The organism is Brachybacterium saurashtrense, from assembly GCF_003355475.1.
In the GTDB taxonomy this organism is placed as follows: domain Bacteria; phylum Actinomycetota; class Actinomycetes; order Actinomycetales; family Dermabacteraceae; genus Brachybacterium; species Brachybacterium saurashtrense.
In genome coordinates, this window is the sequence record NZ_CP031356.1 from 1,620,146 (window position 1) to 1,637,661 (window position 17,516).

Genomic DNA, 17,516 nt, shown 5'->3' on the forward strand with positions numbered 1-17,516 from the left:
CTCCTCGACCCCGAGGCCTCAGCCCCGGCGCAGCTGCTGGCGGAAGGCGCGGCGGTACGGGGGCGGGATGATCTCGTTGTCCCCGCGCAGTGAGAGGGCGGCGTCGATCCCCCAGTTCGGCGCGCGCAGGAAGGCACGGCCCACGCGCACCACGTCGGCCTGACCGGTGGCGAGCACGTGCTCGGCCTGGAAGGGCGTATCGAGCATGCCCACCGCGGAGACGGGCATCTCGGTGCGCTCGCGCAGGTGGGCGGCGAGCGGGGTCTGATAGCCGGGGCCGACGGGGATGCGGGCCCCGGCGGCGTTGCCCCCGGAGGAGACGTCGACCATGTCCACGCCGTGCTCGCCGAGCCAGGTGACGACCTCCGTCGCCTGCGCGAGGTCGAAGCCGCCCTCGACCCACTCGGTCGCCGAGATCCTCACCAGCAGCGGCATGCCCTCGGGGATCGCCGCGCGCACGGCGTCGACGACGCGCAGCAGCAGGCGGGCGCGGCCGGCGAGGTCCCCGCCGTAGGAGTCGGTGCGATGGTTGCTGAGCGGCGAGAGGAACTCGTGCAGGAGGTAGCCGTGGGCGGCGTGGACCTCGAGCAGGTCGAAGCCCGCGTCGACGGCGCGCACGGCGGAGGCGGCGAAGGCGGCGACGACCTCGTCGATCCCAGCCTCATCCAGTGCGGTCGGGGCGGTGAGGGCGTCGTACGCGATCGCGGAGGGGCCGACGGTCTCCCAGCCGCCATCGGCCGCGGTGAGCGAGGCGCCGGGGTGCGCGGTCCCCCACTCGGGTTCGGTGGAGGCCTTGCGGCCGGCGTGGGCGAGCTGGATGCCGGCCGCGGCCCCGAAGGAGTGCAGGAGGTCGACGACCGGGCGGAGCGCCTCGCGCTGGGCGCCGTCCCACAGGCCGAGGTCCTGGGGAGAGATTCGTCCCTCGGGCAGGACTCCGGTGGCCTCGAGGATCACGGCGCCGGCGCCGCCGCGGGCGAAGGAGCCGTAGTGCATGAGGTGGTAGTCGGTCGCGATGCCGTCGAGGCCGGCGGCCGCGTACTGGCACATGGGCGGCACCCAGATCCGGTTGCGCACGGTGAGGTCGCGCAGCGTGATCGGGGCGAGCAGGTGCTGGGTCATGGAGAGACCTCCGGGTCGACGCGGACGGAACGACGCCGCGACCGAGCCGCGGCGATGCCCGGACGCTAGCCACGCTCGCCATGCGATGACCAATAGCAGAACTGATGGTAGGTATCCCTCTCCCTATGGATTGAGGTCGTCGCGGTGCGTATTCTCGCCGCTGTGATCACCTCCACTCTCGCTCCTGTCCAGGACCTCAATCTTCTGCGTACCTTCCTGGCCGTGCACCGTGCGGGCTCCTTCACCGGCGCGGCCCCGGCGCTCGGCCTCACCCAGCCCTCCGTCACGGCGCAGATCCGCAGCCTCGAGGAGCAGCTGGGGCGCCAGCTGTTCCAGCGCCTGCCCCGCGGGGTGGAGCCGACGCCCTTCGCCCGGGAGCTCGCCGAGCGGATCTCCGGGCCGCTCGACGATCTCGACGTGGTCGCGGGCGGGAACTGCGAGCTCGACGGGCGCACCGCGCCGGTGCACCTGGCCGGTCCGCCCGAGCTGCTGTGCTCGCGGATCCTGCCGGTGCTCGCCCCGCTGGTGGCCGAGGGGCTGCGCGTGCACGTGGCGACCGGGGAGGACGAGGAGCTGATCGAGCAGCTGCGGGAGGGGCGGCACGATCTGGTGATCACGACGCAGCGACCGCGCGGCAGGGCGCTCGCGGTCACGCCGTGGGCCCAGGAGGAGCATCTGCTGGTCGCGGCACCCGGCTGGGCCGCCCGCGTGGGCTCCCGCGCGGAGGGCGTGCCGGTGTGCGCGGCGCTCGAGGCGGTGCCGCTGGTCTCCACCGCGGACGACATGCCGGTGGTGCGCCGCTATTGGCGCACCCAGTACGGCAAGCAGCATCCCGCGGTGGGGCCGGCGATGACGGTGCCGTCTCTGCACGCCGTGATCACGGCGTTGCGAGAGGGCGCCGGATACTCGGTGCTGCCGCGCTCGCTGTGCGCGGCGGATCTCGCCGCCGGCGCGCTGGTGCAGCTCGAGGAGCCCGAGCGCCCGCGCTCCACGACGCTGCTGCTCGTGCAGCGCCCCGGCGCTGAGCAGAACCCGGCCACGGCGCAGGTGGCGGAGGCACTGCGCCGAGCGGTCCGGACGCCGGAGGACCTCCACCCCACGCCTGCGTGACCGGGACCACAGCGCCCATACTGGGGGCATGACCCACCACACCGCTCGACGACGCGTGCTGATCACCGGGGCCACCGGCGGGATCGGATCCCACCTGGCGCGAACCCTCGCGGAGGAGTACGAGCTCGTCCTCCACGGCCGCCACCCGGACGAGGCGCCGACGGCGCGGGCGCTGAAGCTCGCCGACCTCGCGGCCTTCGAGGAGGTCGCCGCACTCATGGACGGGATCGACACGGTGGTGCACATGGCCGGGGCCTCCTCCCCCGAGTCCTCCTGGGAGGCGGTGCTGGAGGCGAACGTGATCGGCGTGCGCCACGTGCTCGAGGCCGCCCGGGCGGCCGGGGTGCGGCGCGTGGTGCTGGCCTCCTCGAACCACGCCATGGGGATGTACGACCGCCAGGAGCTCTGGCCCGTCTACCCCGATCAGCTCCCCCGCGCGGACTCGCTGTACGGCGTCTCCAAGGTGTTCGGCGAGTCGCTGGGGCGCTTCTACCACGACGAGCACGGCCTGGACGTGCTCTGCCTGCGCATCGGCTGGTTCGCGGAGGATCCGCTCACGGCCCAGGAGGATGTGCTGCGCGGCATGTGGCTGAGCCCGCGGGACTGCACCCAGGTGGTGCGCTGCGCGATCGAGGCGCCGGTGCGCTTCGGCCTGTTCTACGCGATCTCCGACAATCCCAACCGCCGCTGGTCGATGACGAACACCCAGCTCGAGCTCGGATACCGCCCGCAGGACGCCTGGACCCGCCTGCCCGGCGCGCAGGAGCAGGTGGTCGAGGGCGGGGAGCCGGTGCCCGACAGCTGGCCGCGCGGTTCATGAGCGAGGGTCCTGCGGCAGGGACAACGGGAGTCGAGCAGCGCAGGTCGACGGGCCGTGTGCCGGGCCGGCCGACGGGAGCCGTCCTGCGGGCCGTGGTCGCGCTGCTGGTGCTGGCGGCGCTGGGGTGGAGCACTCTCGAGGCGGCGCGCGGGGGTTCCCTCCCCCAGCACGTCTCCTACTTCACGAACCAGTCGAACCTCGCGTTCTCGCTGGCGCTGCTCGCCGCGGCGGCGCTGCCGCCCGAGCGCTGGCCCCGGGGATGGGACGCGGTGCGGGGTGCGCTGGCGTTCTACCTGGTGATGACCGGACTGATCTATGCGCTGCTGGTCGCGCCGTGGGAGGAGCTGCTGCGCTGGGACATCGGCTGGACGGGCATCGTGCTGCATCGGGTGGCGCCGGTGGCGGCGATGCTGGACTGGCTGCTCACCCCGCGACGCCGCGCACCGCCTCCGGCACGGGTGCTGTGGTGGCTGCTCTACCCGCTCGCGTACCTCGGGGTCACGTGGCTGCGCGGCGCGCTGACCGGCTGGTACCCCTACGCCTTCCTGGATCCGACCGCGTCCTCCTGGCCGCAGGTGCTGGCCACCACCGGCGTGGTGCTGGTGGCGTTCCTCGTGATCGGCACGCTGGTGCACCTGCTCGAGGGAGGGGGAAGGATGTCCCGGCGCAGCTGCTCGCCGGAGTCCTAGCGTGGAGGGATGAGCGTCCCGATCTTCGACCCCACCGGCCTCGAGCCCCGTTCCGCGACCGATGAGCTGCGCGCGGAGTCACCGCTGGCCCGCACGCCGGACGGCACGTGGGTGGTGCTGCGGCATGCGGAGGCGGTCCGCGTCGCCGAGGATGCGGAGAACTTCTCCTCCGCGGTCTCGCGCTTCCTGCAGGTCCCGAACGGCCGGGACGGCGCCGAGCACGCGGCAATGCGCACCGCGACCGATCCGTTCTTCGGCCCGACGGAGATGGCGCGCCTCGCCCCGAGGCTGCGCCGGGTCGCGGCCGTGCTCGTGGACGAGCTGCTGGACGGGGTGGGACCGGAGGGCACGGAGGTCGACGCCGTCGCCGCGCTCGGCGCGGTGTTCGCGGTGCGGGCACAGACGTCATGGCTCGGGTGGCCCGCCGCGCTCGAGACCGAGCTGCTGGACTGGATGGTCGCGAACCACGAGGCGTCCCGCTCGGGCGACCTCGCCCGCACCGCCGCCGTCGCGGAGCGCTTCGACGCGATCATCCGCTCCGTGCTCGCCCCGCGCCGGTCGGCGGGCGCGGAGGCCCCGGAGGATCCGACCACCGCACTGCTGCGTCTCGAGGTGGAGCTGCCGGATCCGGCGGTGCCCGGCTCCGCCCGTCGGCCGCTGCGGGAGGAGGAGATCGTCTCGATCCTGCGCAACTGGACCGGCGGCGACCTCGGGTCGATCGCGCTGTGCGCGGGGGTGCTGCTCATGGGCCTCAGCCGCGCCCCCGAGCTCGTGGAGAGGGTGCGGGACGGGAGCGAGGCGGAGGCCGGCGCGATCGTCGACGAGCTGCCGCGGATCGACGATCCCTTCGTCGCGAACCGCCGCGTGGCCACCTGCCCGGTCACCCTCGCGGGCCGGCGGATCGCCGCCGGGGAGCGCGTGATGCTGCACTGGACCTCGATCAACCGCGACGAGCTCGTCGTCCCCGCACCGGACGCGGTGGACCCGGAGGCGAACGCGACGGCGAACCTCGTCTACGGGACCGGGCCGCACGTGTGCCCCGGCCGACCGCTCGCCACCCTCGAGCTCGTCACCCTGCTGCGGGAGCTGCTGGCCGTCGCCGAGGTGCGCCCGAGCGACACCCCCGGCGAGCGGGAGGTGGCCGCGGTGGGAGGCTGGGCGCATGCCCCGGTGGTGCTGGTGCCCCGCCGCCGCTGAGCGGAGCCCTCAGTCGTGTCCCACGGCGATGAGGGCCTCGAGCGCGGCGGTCGCGGCGTCGTCGCCCTGGATCGAGATCTTCTCCGCGCCCCCGGCGAGGTGCTCGAGCGCCTGCGCCCGCCCCCAGGCCCACAGGTCCAGGGCGAGCGGGGACCCAGTGACGCGAGCGCGGGGCAGATCGCGGGACGCCGCGTCGCTCGCGGGGCGTCGACCGAAGACCCCCTCGACCTCCTCGCCGTCGCGGGGGCGGGTGGCGTACCAGCGGCTGATCTCGAGCAGCTGGGCGGAGCCGTCCTCCGGAGCGATCTCCACCAGGGCGACGGGGCTGCTCTCGGCCTGGTCGAGGAGCCATTCCGCGTCCGCGGGCCACATCACGTCCAGCACGTGGGCGAGCCCGTCGGCGGCGAGCGGGGCCGGGATCGGGGTGACGGGGTGTGCGGCGGTGAGCTCCGCGTCGACGCGGTGGATGCTCGCCTCATGGGTCTGCATGCGCCGGGCGATCCCCACATGCTGGGCCTGCGAGAACCAGAACCAGGCGGGCTCGTGATCAGCGCGGGCGGTGAGCTGGGCGAGGAGGGCGTCGGTCGCGGCGGCGCGGCGCTCCAGCAGCGCCTCGCGGTCGTCGGGGCGGGGCGCCGTCCCCTCCTCGATCGCACGCACCTCCTCCTCGGTGGTGGCACCGGAGGAGAGGATCGCCGCCCAGAACTCGTGGACCTCGGCGAGGTGCCACAGCAGATCATCGGCGGTCCAGTCCGGGCAGGTGGGCACCCGCTGCGCGGGGTCGGCGGCGGTGAGGGCGGCGACCGCGCGCTCGCTCTCCTCGCGGATGATGGTCACGGCGTCATGGCTCATGGCCCCATCGAACCACCACGGAGTGACGAGCGACACCCCTGGCGCCCGGCCACCCTTGCCCACGCATACCCCCAAGGGGTATAAAGGTGCACGACCCGATACCCCAGCAGGGTATCCCACACCCCGTGCGAGGAGGCTCCATGAGCACCACCACCGCCCAGTTCCAGGTGACCGGCATGACCTGCGGCCACTGCGAGATGTCCGTGCGTGAGGAGGTCTCCGAGGTCCCCGGCGTCACCGAGGTCGAGGTCAGCCACGAGACCGGCCAGCTCCGCGTCGGCTCCGCCGAGGGCGTGGACGAGGCCGCCGTGCTCGCCGCCGTCGAGGAGGCCGGCTACACCGCCGCCCGCGCCTGAGCCGCCGGGAGCGGGGCGGGCGGCGATGCCGCCTCCCGCCCCGCTCCCGACCCCCCCTACCCCGCCCGTCGCCTCGCGTCGCGGCCTCGCCCACGGAAGAAGGCAGCAGCCTGCCATGGCCACCACCCCCTCCCCCCAGCCCGTCGACGTCGGCATCGAGCTCGAGATCGGCGGAATGACCTGCGCCTCCTGCGCGCACCGCATCGAGCGGAAGCTGAACAAGCTCGACGGGGTGAGCGCCTCGGTGAACTATGCGACCGAGAAGGCCCGCGTCACCGCGCCGGAGGGCTACGACCCCCATGAACTCGTCACCGTGGTCGAGCAGGCCGGCTACACTGCCGCGCTGCCCGCACCGCCCGCCGAGGACGCCGCAGTCGAGGGCGGCGCGGAGGCGGGCGAAGCCGAGGATCCGGAGCTGCGCTCGCTGCGCCAACGACTGATCGGCGTCGCCGTCCTCTCGCTCCCCGTGATCGTGCTGTCGATGGTCCCGGCCCTGCAGTTCGACTCCTGGCAGTGGCTGTGCCTCGCGCTCACCGGCCCCGTCATCGTGTGGGGCGCCTGGCCGTTCCACCGGGCGGCCGCGGTGAACCTCCGCCACGGCGCGGCGACGATGGACACCCTCATCTCCGTGGGCACGAGCGCCGCCTTCCTGTGGTCGCTGTACGCCCTGTTCCTGGGCAGCGCGGGCATGCCCGGCATGACCCACGAGTTCTCCCTCGCGATCTCCCGCACCGACGGCTCGGCGAACATCTACCTCGAGGTGGCCGCCGGGGTGACGCTGTTCCTCCTGCTGGGCCGCTACCTCGAGAAGCGCTCGAAGCGGCAGGCGGGCGCCGCGCTGCGCGCCCTGCTGGACATGGGCGCGAAGGACGTCGCCGTGCTCCGCGACGGCACCGAGGTGCGCGTGCCGGTGGCCGAGCTGGGCGTCGAGGACCTCTTCGTGGTGCGGCCCGGCGAGACGATCGCGACCGACGGCGTGGTGGTCTCCGGCAGCTCCGCGGTAGACGCCTCGATGCTCACGGGCGAGTCCGTGCCCGTCGAGGTGGGTGAGGGCGATGCCGTCACCGGCGCGACCGTGAACGCCGGCGGCCGGCTCGTGGTCCGCGCGACCCGCGTGGGCGCCGACACCCAGCTCGCCCGGATGGCGAGGTTGGTGGAGGACGCGCAGTCCGGCAAGGCGGAGATCCAGCGACTGGCGGACAGGGTCTCGGGGATCTTCGTGCCGATCGTCCTGGTCATCGCCGTGCTCGTGCTCGCGGCGTGGATCCTCGCCGGCGCGCCGCTGGAGGCCGCGTTCACCGCCGCCGTCGCCGTGCTGATCATCGCCTGCCCGTGCGCGCTCGGCCTCGCGACCCCCACCGCGCTGCTGGTGGGCACCGGCCGGGGCGCCCAGCTCGGGATCCTGCTCAAGGGCCCGGAGGTGCTGGAGTCCACGCGCCGCGTGGACACGATCCTGCTGGACAAGACCGGCACCGTGACCACGGGGCGGATGACCCTCGCGGAGGCGGTCCCCGCGCCGGGCACCGACCGCGGCGAGCTGCTGCGCCGCGCGGGCGCCGTCGAGAACGCCTCCGAGCATCCGATCGCGCAGGCGATCGCGAAGGGAGCGGCCGAGGCGCACGGCCCGCTGCCCGAGGTCGCGGACTTCGAGAACCTCGCCGGCCGCGGCGTGCGCGGCACCGTCGAGGGCGTCCAGGTGCTCGTCGGCCGCGAGACCCTGCTCGCAGGCGGCGCGCTGCCGGCCGAGCTCGCCGCGGCGAAGGCCGCGGCGGAGTCCCGCGGCGAGACCGCCGTGGTCGCGGTCTGGGAGGGCGAGGCCCGGGGCGTGCTCGTCGTGGCCGATGCCCTCAAGCCCACCAGCGGCGAGGCGATCGCCCAGCTGAAGGGCCTCGGCCTCACACCGATCCTGCTCACCGGCGACAATCGCGCCGTCGCCGAGCAGATCGCGGCCGAGGTCGGCATCGACCAGGTGATCGCCGAGGTGCTTCCCGAGGACAAGATCGCCGAGGTGGTGCGGCTGCAGCAGCAGGGCGCGGTGGTCGCGATGGTGGGCGACGGCGTGAACGACGCCCCCGCCCTCGCCCAGGCCGATCTGGGCCTGGCGATGGGGACCGGCGCCGACGTCGCGATCGAGGCCGGTGACATCACCCTGGTGCGGGGCGACCTGCGTGCCGCGGCCGACGCGATCCGCCTGTCCCGGCGTACCCTCTCCACCATCAAGGGCAACCTGTTCTGGGCCTTCGCGTACAACACGGCGGCGATCCCGCTCGCGGCGCTGGGGCTGCTGAACCCGATGCTCGCCGGTGCCGCGATGGCGTTCTCGAGCGTGTTCGTGGTGGGCAACAGCCTGCGCCTGCGGTCCTTCCGCTCGCGCGCCGCGGACCACCCGTCCCCGGGGGCGCCGACGGACTCCCCCGCCGCCGCGCCCGCGGCCGCCTGATCGTCCCGCCCCATCGCCCGACCCACCGAGACCGCCACCCGCCCCAGGAGCACCCATGACCACCGCTGACCCCGCCGCCGCGCATGGCACGCCCGCCGGCGCCGCCCCGGAGCACGAGCACCATCACGGCTACATCTCCGACAAGGCCCGGTACCTCGCGCGCCTCAAGCGGGTCGAGGGGCAGGCGCGCGGCCTGCACCGCATGGTCGACGAGGAGAAGTACTGCATCGACATCCTCACCCAGATCTCGGCGCTGAAGAGCGCTCTGGACGGGGTGGCGATGGGTCTGCTCGACGATCACCTGCAGCACTGCGTGGTCGATGCCGCACGTGCCGGCGGGGCCGAGGCCGAGGCGAAGCTCAAGGAGGCCTCCGACGCGATCGGGCGCTTCGTGCGCTCCTGAGCGCGGGCGCCCTCCTCCGCTCGCCCGATCAACGCCCCAGCTCGCGCCCGAGCATTCGCCCGCCCCCCCCCCCCCCCCCCCGGGGAGCGGGCTGTCTCCGCTCGCTCCGCCCCTGCTGTGGACTAGACTCCTCACGAAGAGCCGCGACGCCGTCACCCGTGGTGTGCGGCGACACAGGAGCGCCCCACCGCCTCTGCACCGAACGATGAACGGAACGAGAGAGCGATGGCCGGACATGCCGCGGACGATGCCCCACAGGGACCGACACCGTCGGGGGAGGAGACCGAGGCGGCGGAGGGCTCCGCACGGCACCCACTAGGCGTCGACGCGCCGGCCGCTGTACGTCCCGGGACGGCGAGCGCACGTCCTCCCACTGCAGGGAGTGGACGCCGCGAAGAGATCCTCGACGGTGCCGCGGAGATGTTCGCCGAGCACGGCTATTACGGCGCCAGCCTGCGCGACATCTCGTCACGGGTCGGCATCTCCCACTCGGGGATGCTGCACCATTTCGACTCCAAGGACGCACTCCTCGACGGGGTGATCGATCGGCTCGAGGAGCACGCGCAGACCGCGCTGGACCGCGCCCCCGAGCTCCGTGCGGAGCGGCGCGCCCTGCTGCGCGGGCTGGCCGAGATCTGGCACCCGGCCTCCCTCCCCATCCGTCTGCTCGCCACGCTCGACGCCGAGTCGGTGAGCGAGGACCATCACGGCCGGTACCGGATGGCCAGGCTGCGGAAGGTGCACGAGCACGTCCTGGAGGACTGCTTCGTGAGCTTCGCCAGCCAGGGCCTCCTGCGTGAGGACGCGGACCCGCCCTTCGCCGGCCGCGCGTTGCTGGCCATGGTGCTCAACCTCGCCGTGCGTGAGAAGACCGTGCGCTCCCTGCAGCACCGCTCCCACGACGACGCTCCGCTGAAGGACCTCGCCATGCAGGTGGACACCTTCTTCCTCGAGGTAGACCCGGCCGGTCCTGCGGGGACGCCGCCTCTCGAGGCCGAGTGACCGCGGGATCTCCGACGCACCTCCCCGGGAGGTCTCCCGAGATCTGGGCGCCGCGGGAGCCGTTCTCCGTCGGATCGGTCAGGGGGTGGGGCTCCCTCCGGTGACCGCCAGGGTCTCCCCGAGCACGTAGCTCGACTCCGCAGAGGTGAGGAAGACGTACGCCGGGGCGAGCTCCGTGGGCTGGCCAGCGCGCCCCAGCGGGGTGCTCTTGCCGAACTCCGGCAGCGCCTCCTTCGGCTGGCCGTCAGAGACCTGCAGCGGTGTCCAGATCGGGCCCGGAGCCACGGCATTGACGCGGATCCCGCGGGACGCGACCTGTTGGGCGAGACCCTTGGTGAAGTTGTTGATCGCCGCCTTGGTCGAGGCGTAGTCGACGAGGGTGGTGGAGGGCAGGTAGGCCTGGATAGAGGTGGTGTTCACGATCGTGGATCCCGGGGGCAGATGGGGCAGTGCGGCCTTGCTGAGGCGGAACATCGCGTGGATGTTCACCGCGTAGGTGGTCTCCCACTGCTCGTCGTCGATCTCCTCCAGGGATTCGACGGCGATCTGTCGGCCGGCGTTGTTCACAAGGGCGTCGAGTCCCCCGAGGCCCTGGACCGCCTCCTCGACGAGCTGCCTGCAGTAGGCGGCGTCGGTGAGGTCGCCGGGTAGCAGCACGGCGGTGCGGCCCTCCGCGCGGATCAGGTCGGCGATGTGTTGGGCGTCCTCCTCCTCGGCGGGGAGGTAGTTCAGAGCCACGTCGGCGCCCTCGCGGGCGAAGGCGATCGCGACGGCTGCTCCGATCCCGGAGTCGGCGCCGGTGATCAGGGCTCGGCGGCCCTCCAGGCGGCCCGTGCCGCGGTAGGACTCCTCACCGCGGTCGGTCTGGGGGATCAGCTCGGCATCCAGCCCCGGCTCTGGCTGGTCCTGCTTCGGCGGGGAGATCTCGGGGAACCTGCTGACGGGGTCGGTGAAGGTGAGCTGGTCGGCCATGGAGTCCTCCTGGATGTTGCGCGGATCGTCGAGCGATGGCGGCGCGTGTGCGAACGGTCGGTCGCGACCCGGAACGGTTCAGGCATCGCCCGCGCCGCCTCGACTCCGCGGTCTCGCACCTCGTCCCGCTGCCGGACCGGCACACAGGGTGCGGAGTCGCCACCACGCTAAGCGCGGCCGGTGCTCCTGTCGCGGTCGCCGACCGATTGGCCTCCTCCGGCTCTTCGCTCCTGCCCCAGCATCGATGCAGGCCTACTGGCTAACATGCCCGCAGTCCGTTTCCCGCGAGAGAGTTCCCGATGCCTGCACCCACCAGCCTCACCGCCTCCGCCTTGCACGCCGGCTACCCGGGTGAGGAGGTGCTGCGCGGGATCGACCTCGAGCTGCGCGGCGGGGAGCCTCCGCTGGGCCTGCTCGGAGCCTCCGGGGCGGGCAAGACCACTCTGCTGGCCACGCTGAGCGGCGAGCACCGGCCCACGCACGGACGCGTCACCTGGGACGGGCGCGAGGTCGCGAAGCTGCGGGGCAAGGAGCGCCGGCGCTTCCGCGCGGCGGTGCGCTTCGTCTCGCAGTACGCGATGACGATCGCGGACCCGCGGGAGACCGTCCGCTCACGCCTGGAGCTCGCCGCGAAGGAGGCGCGCAAGGGGGGCCGCACCCACGCCGTCTCCCCGGCCGAGATGCTCGCGGCCGTCGGCCTGCCCGAGCACCTCCTGGCCCGCACCATGCGCACCCTCTCCGGGGGCGAGACGCAGCGCGTCGCCCTGGCGACCGCGCTGGCCACACGCCCGGAGATCCTGGTGCTCGACGAGCCGCTCACCGCGGTGGACCCCACCACCCGCACGCAGGTGGCCGCCACCCTCGCCGCGACCATCGAGCGCCTCGGCATCGGGACGCTCATCGCCTCGCACGACGTCGACCTGCTGCGGCGTCTGTGCCCCCGCATCGCCTTCCTGGGCGACGGACGCCTGCTCGCCGACGGCACGCTCGACGAGGTGCTCGCCCGCACCGAGCACGCCCCGATCCGCGACCTCGCCGAGGCGAACCCGGTGGCGGTGCAGCGCTTCCGCTGAGCATGCGGCCGTCCGGTCGGTAGACAGCGCGATCGCCTGCGAGGACACAGCGGGGCGTTGACAGCCCCGGTCCTGCGCCCTGTGATGGAGAGGCTGGTCCGCGCAGTGCACCGAAGGGGTGAGGCGATGCCCGACGACGACTCCCTGCAGAACTATCGGCGCGCGCGCGATCTGCGCTCCTCCCCCGAGCCGTCGGGCGGCCGAACGCGCTCCGAGCCCGACTCCCCGCTGTTCGTCATCCAGAAGCACGAGGCGTCGACTCTCCACTACGACGTCCGTCTGGAAGTCGACGGCGTGCTGAAGTCGTGGTCCGTGCCCAAGGGGCCGTCCACCGACCCTCGCGAGAAGCGGCTGGCGGTGCCCACGGAGGATCATCCCCTGGACTACGCCGACTTCGAGGGCACCATCCCCGAGGGCGAGTACGGTGCGGGCCCGGTCATCGTCTGGGACCGGGGCACCTATCGCAATCTCACGGAAGAGGACGGTGAGAGCATCCCGGTCGCCGACGCCATCGAGCGCGGGCACGTGTCGGTGCGCCTCGACGGCGAGAAGCTCACCGGCGGCTTCGCGTTCACCCGGACAGGACGTGGCCGAGACGCCCGCTGGCTGCTGGTCAAGCAGCGCGACGAGGCGGCCGACGCCCGCCGCAACCCCGTGAGCACCCAGCAGGAGTCGGTCGCCACGGGTCGCGGACTCGCGGACGTCCAGGCGGACGCAGCGGGCGAGGCGGGTACTGACCCATGAGCGCACTCCTGAGCAGCCTGGACGCCGAGGAGAAGGAGCTCCTGCACTGCGAGTCGGCGCCGACCTGGAAGACCCCGATGCTGGCCACCCTGACGGAGGATCGCTTCTCGGATCCGGGATGGCTGTACGAGCGCAAGTTCGACGGTGAACGCTGTCTCGGCCTGCGTGAGGGCGCGACCGTCCGGCTCCTCACCCGCAACGGCAAGGACGCCGCCAGCACCTATCCGGAGCTGATCGATGCGTTGGGAGCCCAGGAGGCGACCAGTCTCGTCGTCGACGGCGAGGTGGTCGCCTTCGAGGGAGCGAGGACGAGCTTCGCGACGCTGCAGGGACGGAGCGGGCTGACCGACCCGGAGCAGGCACGCGAGACCGGCATCGACGTCTTCTACTACGTCTTCGACCTGCTGCACTGGGATGGCCACGATCTGACCGGCCTGCCGCAGCGGACGCGCAAGAACCTGCTGCGCCGTGCGCTGACCTTCGAGGACCCGCTGCGCTTCTCGACCCACCGACTGGAGCACGGCGAGGAGATGCACGAGGAGGCCTGCGCCAAGGGCTGGGAGGGGGTGATCGCGAAACGCGCCGAGGCGCCGTACCAGCACGGCCGCTCCACGGACTGGCTCAAGTTCAAGTGCGTGCGCGATCAGGAGCTCGTCGTCGGCTGCTGGACCGACCCCCGGGGCAGTCGCGCCGGACTCGGAGCGCTGCTGGTCGGTTATCACGAGGACGGTGCGCTGCACTACGCGGGCAAGGTGGGCACCGGGTTCACCGAGCGGGCGCTCAGCGAGCTGCGGACGGAGCTGGACCGCATCTCCGCCGAGGAGCCCCCGTTCGTCGATCGCGAGGCGCTGCCCCGCTCGGGAGTGCACTGGGTCGAGCCCCGCCTCGTCGCCGCCATCGGCTTCACGGAGTGGACCCGGGACGGGCGATTGCGCCACCCGCGCTTCCAGGGCCTGCGACGCGACAAACGCGCCCGCGACGTGGTCCGGGAACAGCGATGAGATGCCCTCGGTGAAGGAGACGACATGACCGATCACGCCGAACGCGACGCCGACGGCCGCACCATCGAGATCTCGCACCCGGGCAAGGTGCTCTTCCCCGACGACGGCATCACCAAGCAGGACCTCGTCGATCACTATCTCGCCGTCGCACCGGTGATGCTGCCGCACACGAGGCGACGTCCGGTGGCGATGCGCCGCTTCCCCGACGGGATCGGCGAGGACGGGTTTTTCGAGAAGAAGGTGCCCGCGCACTTCCCCGACTGGGTGCACCGGATCGAGGTCAGCACCGAGGACGGGCATCAGGAGCATGTCGCCTGCGACGACGCCGCGACGCTCGCCTTTCTCGCCGACCAGGCCTGCATCGAGCCGCATGTCTGGCTCTCGCGGGACGACGATCTCGCGCACCCCGACCAGCTCGTCCTGGACCTCGATCCCTCCGTCGAGGACCTGCGGACCCTGCGCCGCGCCGTCCGGGCCGCCGGCGAGCTGTGCGAGGAGCTGGGGCTGACCTCCTACCTGAAGACCACGGGGTCCCGGGGCTACCACGTCCAGGTCGCCCTGGATCGCAGCGCGACCTTCGAGACCGTGCGAGGCGTCGCGCGCGCCATGGCCGACACCCTCGCCGACCGCGATCCGGAGCACGTGACCACACAGCAGCGCAAGGAGCGCAGAGGAGATCGGATCTTCGTGGACTACCTCCGCAATGCTCATGGCCAGAATGCCATCCCGCCGTACGCGGTGCGGGCCCGCCCGGGAGCACCGGTGGCGACGCCCCTGGACTGGGAGGAGCTCGGCACCGCAGCGCCCGACGGCTGCACGATCCGCACCATCGGTCGACGCCTCGCGCAGAAGGAAGATCCGTGGCGGAACATCGCGAGCGACCGCCACTCGCTCGTCGAGGCATCGCGACGGCTCGAACGACTGCGGGAGGGATAGCGGGCCACGCCCGGGAGCCGTCGGCCGATCGCCAGCGCGCACGACGAAGCCCCCGCCGCTTCCGCGACGGGGGCTTCGACCTCGGGTGCGCCATCAGGGACTCGAACCCCGGACCCGCTGATTAAGAGTCAGCTGCTCTAACCAACTGAGCTAATGGCGCGAACAGGAAGAGACTCTACCCCCAGCGCGCCGCTCGTCCAACTCGTCGGGCCCGTCTGTGAGCGAGCGAACACGGCGGTGCGCCGGCGTCCCTTCACCGGGTCCGCACCCCCTTCCGGGGGACGATCGCCGACGCGGGAGGTCGCTGCGATCACCTAGACTCGTCCTCCCAGGGAACACGGTGCGCGAGGGGCAGATCCTCGCCGGAGGAGGTCAGTGTGCGGATCGCGATCACCGGTGCCACAGGGGTGCTCGGGCAGGAGGCCGTGGAGGCTCTGGTCGCCGCGGGCCACGAGGTCACGGGCATCACGCGACGGGACTCCGGTGTGCCGATCGTGGAGGGCCGCGGGGGCAGCGCCGTCGTGGCGGACGTGTTCGATGCCGGGGACCTCGCCCGGGCCTTCCGCGGGCACGACGTCGTGATCAACACCCTGGCCCACGTCCCGGTGGGCATGTCCGGTCTGCGCCCGCTCGCCTGGCGGGAGGACGACCGCCTCCACCTCGAGGCCTCGGTCGCGATCGCCCGGGCCGCCGCGCAGGCCGGGGCGCGGAGGCTCATCCAGGAGTCCACGATCTACCTCTACCCAGACAATGGTGCGGACTGGATCAGCGAGGACCTGCCGCTGAACGTGCGCAACCAGGCGTTCCGCCCGCGGGTGCGGGAGATGCGCGCGGCGGTGGACTTCGCGACCGGCGGGCGCAGCGCCGTGATCCTGCGCCTGGGGCAGCTGTTCGGCCGCGACCAGCACACCACCCATGCGCTGAAGGCCACCCGGCAGGGCGATCCGATCCTGCTGGGCAAGCCCGACACCTATGTCACGCTGCTGCACCACTCCGACGCCGGGCGCGCCTTCGTGGCCGCACTGCGCGCCGGAAGCGGCTTCTACAACGTCGGCGGCGAGCCGATCACCAAGAAGCGGTGGGCGAAGGACCTCGCCACCGAGGCCGGTGTCGACGCACCGGCGAAGTTCTACCCGGAGATCACGCAGGCGATCGTCGGCACCCGACTGGACGTGCAGCGCCGCTCGCTGAGGGTCTCCTCGGTGCGCTTCATGTCCGAGACCGGCTGGCGCCCCACCGTCGGCCCCTCCACGCCCGGCTGGTCCCGCCGCTGAGCCGGGACGCCGCTGCGGGCAGGGCGGCCGCCGTGCGTCAGCGCGGCAGGCGCATCCCCAGGCTCGGGGCGGAGTCGACGAAGCCCAGGGAGCGGTAGAGGCGCTGCCCGGGCGGATCGGCGAGCAGGGTGATGTAGGGGTGCGGGGGCGCGGCCCGCTCGATCCGGGCGATGAGGTCCTCCATGACGGCGCGGCCCAGGCCCCGGCGCTGGTGCGCGGGGTCGGTGGCGATGTCGGCCAGGTGGAAGTACCAGGTGCCGTCCCCGAGGGTGCGCCCCATCGCCGCGAGCGCGCCGTCCGCGGTGCGGATCGTTGTCCAGGCCCAGCTGTTCTCGAGCGCTCCGGCGGCCTGCTCCGGGGTGCGCGGGCTGAGCCCGGCCGTCCTCCGCAGGTGCACGTACTCCGGGGCCGTCGGCGGCTCGGCGGTCAGGCGGCAGCCGGCCGGGAGCGGGGCGGTGGGGTCGTCGTCGGTCATGCAGCGATACTGCCAGGGATCGCCGACAGGGATACTGGGAGCATGGCCGACTCCCCCGCTCCCCTGCTCGACGACGCCCGCTGTCTCTGCGGGAGCGGCGAGGTGCTCGGCGCCTGCTGCGGTCCAGTGCTGCGCGGGCAGCGGCGCGCCCCCACGGCGGTCGCGCTCATGCGCTCGCGGTACACCGCCTTCGCCGTGCGGGACCTCAAGCACCTGCTGCGCAGCTGGCATCCCTCGACCGCGCCGGCGCGGGAGGAGCTCGCCGACTCGCTCGCGGAGCAGGTGCGCTGGCTGCGCCTGGACATCCTCGCGACGGAGGCCGGTGGGCCCTTCGACGAGGCCGGCGTCGTCGAGTTCAGCGCGCTCTCCAAGGGGCCGGGCGGCCGGTCGGTGCAGCGCGAGCGTTCCCGCTTCGTGCGCGAGGACGGGACCTGGCTGTACCTCGACGGCGAGCTCGGCTGACGTCGACCCGCCCCGGACACGACGACGCCTCGGCCCCTTGCCGGGGCCGAGGCGTCGCAGGGGTGCGTGCCGCCGGTCAGCCGCCCACGGAGGCGACCTTCTTCTCGGCCCGCTTCGCGGCGTCCTGGAGGATCGCCCCGAGCTCGGCGGCGTGCTTCTCCGCCTCCTTGGAGCGCGGCAGGGAGGACTTCCTGGCGGACTTCGCGGCCTTCTTCACGGAGCGCTCGGTGCTGCGCCGGGCGTCCTTCATGGCGGCGGCGACCTTCTCGCCGCGGGTGGGCTCGCGCCGGGACAGCGCGACGGCGGCGGCGACGCCCGCACCGAGGACGACCACGCCGATGACGCCGCCCACGACCACCGGGAGGGTCGAGGCGGACTTGCCGTCACCGGCGGACGAAAAACCCTTCACGGACCCGACCAGCTCGTTCTTCCAGCGGGTCACGGCGTTCTTGGGGTTCACGCGATCCAGGAGCTCGTCGATGTCCGATGCGAGGTTGTCCTGTCGGCGATAGGCCTCGTCGCGCATGTCGTCCAGGCTGTTCTTCTCTGCCACCACTGCCTCCGGTGTCGTCAGGGTCTGCTTCGCAGATC

General features: G+C 72.9%; 19 protein-coding genes and 1 tRNA gene. 14 read left to right on the top strand and 6 right to left on the bottom strand.

Features of this window, described 5'->3' with window-relative positions:
- Positions 1-18 precede the first annotated feature (18 nt).
- On the bottom strand, positions 19-1,119 hold the full coding sequence (locus tag DWV08_RS07335) for an NADH:flavin oxidoreductase/NADH oxidase (protein ID WP_115413196.1): 1,101 nt from the start codon (positions 1,117-1,119) through the stop codon (positions 19-21).
- A gap of 162 nt (positions 1,120-1,281) precedes the next feature.
- Between DWV08_RS07335 and DWV08_RS07340 the strand changes: the two genes are divergently transcribed.
- The 4 genes from DWV08_RS07340 (at position 1,282) to DWV08_RS07355 (ending at position 4,935) form a co-directional block, all read left to right on the top strand.
- Positions 1,282-2,229, top strand: a complete 948-nt coding sequence (locus tag DWV08_RS07340; protein WP_115413197.1) for a LysR family transcriptional regulator — start codon at positions 1,282-1,284, stop codon at positions 2,227-2,229.
- Positions 2,230-2,257: 28 nt separating this feature from the next.
- Positions 2,258-3,049 carry an NAD-dependent epimerase/dehydratase family protein gene (locus DWV08_RS07345; protein WP_115413198.1) on the top strand — a complete coding sequence of 264 codons (792 nt, stop codon included), beginning with the start codon at positions 2,258-2,260 and terminating at the stop codon, positions 3,047-3,049.
- A gap of 92 nt (positions 3,050-3,141) precedes the next feature.
- A complete protein-coding gene (locus DWV08_RS07350) occupies positions 3,142-3,738 on the top strand; it encodes a Pr6Pr family membrane protein (protein ID WP_241237434.1) in 597 nt (198 codons plus the stop codon).
- A gap of 9 nt (positions 3,739-3,747) precedes the next feature.
- A complete protein-coding gene (locus DWV08_RS07355; protein ID WP_115413199.1) occupies positions 3,748-4,935 on the top strand; it encodes a cytochrome P450 in 1,188 nt (395 codons plus the stop codon).
- 9 nt (positions 4,936-4,944) lie between these two features.
- Here the strand turns inward: DWV08_RS07355 and DWV08_RS07360 are convergent, their stop codons facing one another.
- Positions 4,945-5,787 (bottom strand): maleylpyruvate isomerase N-terminal domain-containing protein, encoded by an 843-nt coding sequence (locus DWV08_RS07360; RefSeq protein ID WP_162801521.1) that lies wholly within the window; start codon positions 5,785-5,787, stop codon positions 4,945-4,947.
- A 140-nt stretch (positions 5,788-5,927) separates the two neighbouring features.
- Between DWV08_RS07360 and DWV08_RS07365 the strand changes: the two genes are divergently transcribed.
- From DWV08_RS07365 to DWV08_RS07380, 4 genes are all read left to right on the top strand, one after another.
- Positions 5,928-6,143 (top strand): heavy-metal-associated domain-containing protein, encoded by a 216-nt coding sequence (locus DWV08_RS07365; RefSeq protein WP_115413201.1) that lies wholly within the window; start codon positions 5,928-5,930, stop codon positions 6,141-6,143.
- A gap of 115 nt (positions 6,144-6,258) precedes the next feature.
- Positions 6,259-8,583, top strand: coding sequence for a heavy metal translocating P-type ATPase (locus tag DWV08_RS07370; RefSeq protein WP_115413202.1), 2,325 nt, complete (start codon positions 6,259-6,261; stop codon positions 8,581-8,583).
- Between the two features lie 55 nt (positions 8,584-8,638).
- Entirely contained in the window at positions 8,639-8,986 is a 348-nt protein-coding gene (locus tag DWV08_RS07375) for a metal-sensitive transcriptional regulator (RefSeq protein WP_115413203.1), read from the top strand.
- A 225-nt stretch (positions 8,987-9,211) separates the two neighbouring features.
- The gene (locus DWV08_RS07380) at positions 9,212-9,988 is read left to right on the top strand and encodes a TetR/AcrR family transcriptional regulator (RefSeq protein WP_115413204.1); all 777 of its coding nucleotides are present in this window, start codon (positions 9,212-9,214) and stop codon (positions 9,986-9,988) included.
- Positions 9,989-10,066: 78 nt separating this feature from the next.
- Here DWV08_RS07380 and DWV08_RS07385 read toward each other — a convergent pair whose 3' ends face one another.
- Complete coding sequence (locus tag DWV08_RS07385) at positions 10,067-10,960, bottom strand: SDR family oxidoreductase (protein ID WP_115413205.1); 894 nt, start codon at positions 10,958-10,960, stop codon at positions 10,067-10,069.
- 299 nt (positions 10,961-11,259) lie between these two features.
- On the opposite strand from DWV08_RS07385, the gene DWV08_RS07390 reads away from it, so the two are divergent.
- From DWV08_RS07390 to ligD (DWV08_RS07405), 4 genes are all read left to right on the top strand, one after another.
- Complete coding sequence (locus tag DWV08_RS07390) at positions 11,260-12,033, top strand: ABC transporter ATP-binding protein (protein WP_115413206.1); 774 nt, start codon at positions 11,260-11,262, stop codon at positions 12,031-12,033.
- A gap of 126 nt (positions 12,034-12,159) precedes the next feature.
- Complete coding sequence (locus DWV08_RS07395) at positions 12,160-12,777, top strand: DNA polymerase ligase N-terminal domain-containing protein (RefSeq protein WP_115413207.1); 618 nt, start codon at positions 12,160-12,162, stop codon at positions 12,775-12,777.
- A complete protein-coding gene (ligD, locus tag DWV08_RS07400) occupies positions 12,774-13,778 on the top strand; it encodes a non-homologous end-joining DNA ligase (protein ID WP_115413208.1) in 1,005 nt (334 codons plus the stop codon). Before DWV08_RS07395 ends, ligD (DWV08_RS07400) begins: the two co-directional genes overlap by 4 nt.
- Positions 13,779-13,802: 24 nt before the next feature.
- A complete protein-coding gene (ligD, locus tag DWV08_RS07405; protein ID WP_115413209.1) occupies positions 13,803-14,714 on the top strand; it encodes a non-homologous end-joining DNA ligase in 912 nt (303 codons plus the stop codon).
- A gap of 86 nt (positions 14,715-14,800) precedes the next feature.
- Here the strand turns inward: ligD (DWV08_RS07405) and DWV08_RS07410 are convergent.
- Positions 14,801-14,874 (bottom strand) — tRNA-Lys (locus tag DWV08_RS07410).
- 217 nt (positions 14,875-15,091) lie between these two features.
- Between DWV08_RS07410 and DWV08_RS07415 the strand changes: the two genes are divergently transcribed.
- Complete coding sequence (locus tag DWV08_RS07415) at positions 15,092-15,988, top strand: NAD-dependent epimerase/dehydratase family protein (protein ID WP_115413210.1); 897 nt, start codon at positions 15,092-15,094, stop codon at positions 15,986-15,988.
- A gap of 37 nt (positions 15,989-16,025) precedes the next feature.
- Here DWV08_RS07415 and DWV08_RS07420 read toward each other — a convergent pair whose 3' ends face one another.
- On the bottom strand, positions 16,026-16,463 hold the full coding sequence (locus tag DWV08_RS07420; RefSeq protein ID WP_115413211.1) for a GNAT family N-acetyltransferase: 438 nt from the start codon (positions 16,461-16,463) through the stop codon (positions 16,026-16,028).
- Between the two features lie 42 nt (positions 16,464-16,505).
- On the opposite strand from DWV08_RS07420, the gene DWV08_RS07425 reads away from it, so the two are divergent.
- A complete protein-coding gene (locus tag DWV08_RS07425; RefSeq protein WP_115413212.1) occupies positions 16,506-16,925 on the top strand; it encodes a YchJ family protein in 420 nt (139 codons plus the stop codon).
- Between the two features lie 76 nt (positions 16,926-17,001).
- On the opposite strand, the gene DWV08_RS07430 is transcribed toward DWV08_RS07425, so the two are convergent.
- Positions 17,002-17,478 carry a hypothetical protein gene (locus DWV08_RS07430; protein WP_115413213.1) on the bottom strand — a complete coding sequence of 159 codons (477 nt, stop codon included), beginning with the start codon at positions 17,476-17,478 and terminating at the stop codon, positions 17,002-17,004.
- Positions 17,479-17,516: the final 38 nt, after the last annotated feature.

Coding starts and splice junctions, on each gene's coding strand:
- DWV08_RS07335 (WP_115413196.1), bottom strand. CDS start 1,119: ATGACCCAGCACCTGCTCGCCCCGATCACGCTGCGCGACCTCACCGTG.
- DWV08_RS07345 (WP_115413198.1), top strand. CDS start 2,258: ATGACCCACCACACCGCTCGACGACGCGTGCTGATCACCGGGGCCACC.
- DWV08_RS07355 (WP_115413199.1), top strand. CDS start 3,748: ATGAGCGTCCCGATCTTCGACCCCACCGGCCTCGAGCCCCGTTCCGCG.
- DWV08_RS07360 (WP_162801521.1), bottom strand. CDS start 5,787: ATGAGCCATGACGCCGTGACCATCATCCGCGAGGAGAGCGAGCGCGCG.
- DWV08_RS07365 (WP_115413201.1), top strand. CDS start 5,928: ATGAGCACCACCACCGCCCAGTTCCAGGTGACCGGCATGACCTGCGGC.
- DWV08_RS07370 (WP_115413202.1), top strand. CDS start 6,259: ATGGCCACCACCCCCTCCCCCCAGCCCGTCGACGTCGGCATCGAGCTC.
- DWV08_RS07375 (WP_115413203.1), top strand. CDS start 8,639: ATGACCACCGCTGACCCCGCCGCCGCGCATGGCACGCCCGCCGGCGCC.
- DWV08_RS07380 (WP_115413204.1), top strand. CDS start 9,212: ATGGCCGGACATGCCGCGGACGATGCCCCACAGGGACCGACACCGTCG.
- DWV08_RS07385 (WP_115413205.1), bottom strand. CDS start 10,960: ATGGCCGACCAGCTCACCTTCACCGACCCCGTCAGCAGGTTCCCCGAG.
- DWV08_RS07390 (WP_115413206.1), top strand. CDS start 11,260: ATGCCTGCACCCACCAGCCTCACCGCCTCCGCCTTGCACGCCGGCTAC.
- DWV08_RS07395 (WP_115413207.1), top strand. CDS start 12,160: ATGCCCGACGACGACTCCCTGCAGAACTATCGGCGCGCGCGCGATCTG.
- ligD (WP_115413208.1), top strand. CDS start 12,774: ATGAGCGCACTCCTGAGCAGCCTGGACGCCGAGGAGAAGGAGCTCCTG.
- ligD (WP_115413209.1), top strand. CDS start 13,803: ATGACCGATCACGCCGAACGCGACGCCGACGGCCGCACCATCGAGATC.
- DWV08_RS07420 (WP_115413211.1), bottom strand. CDS start 16,463: ATGACCGACGACGACCCCACCGCCCCGCTCCCGGCCGGCTGCCGCCTG.
- DWV08_RS07425 (WP_115413212.1), top strand. CDS start 16,506: ATGGCCGACTCCCCCGCTCCCCTGCTCGACGACGCCCGCTGTCTCTGC.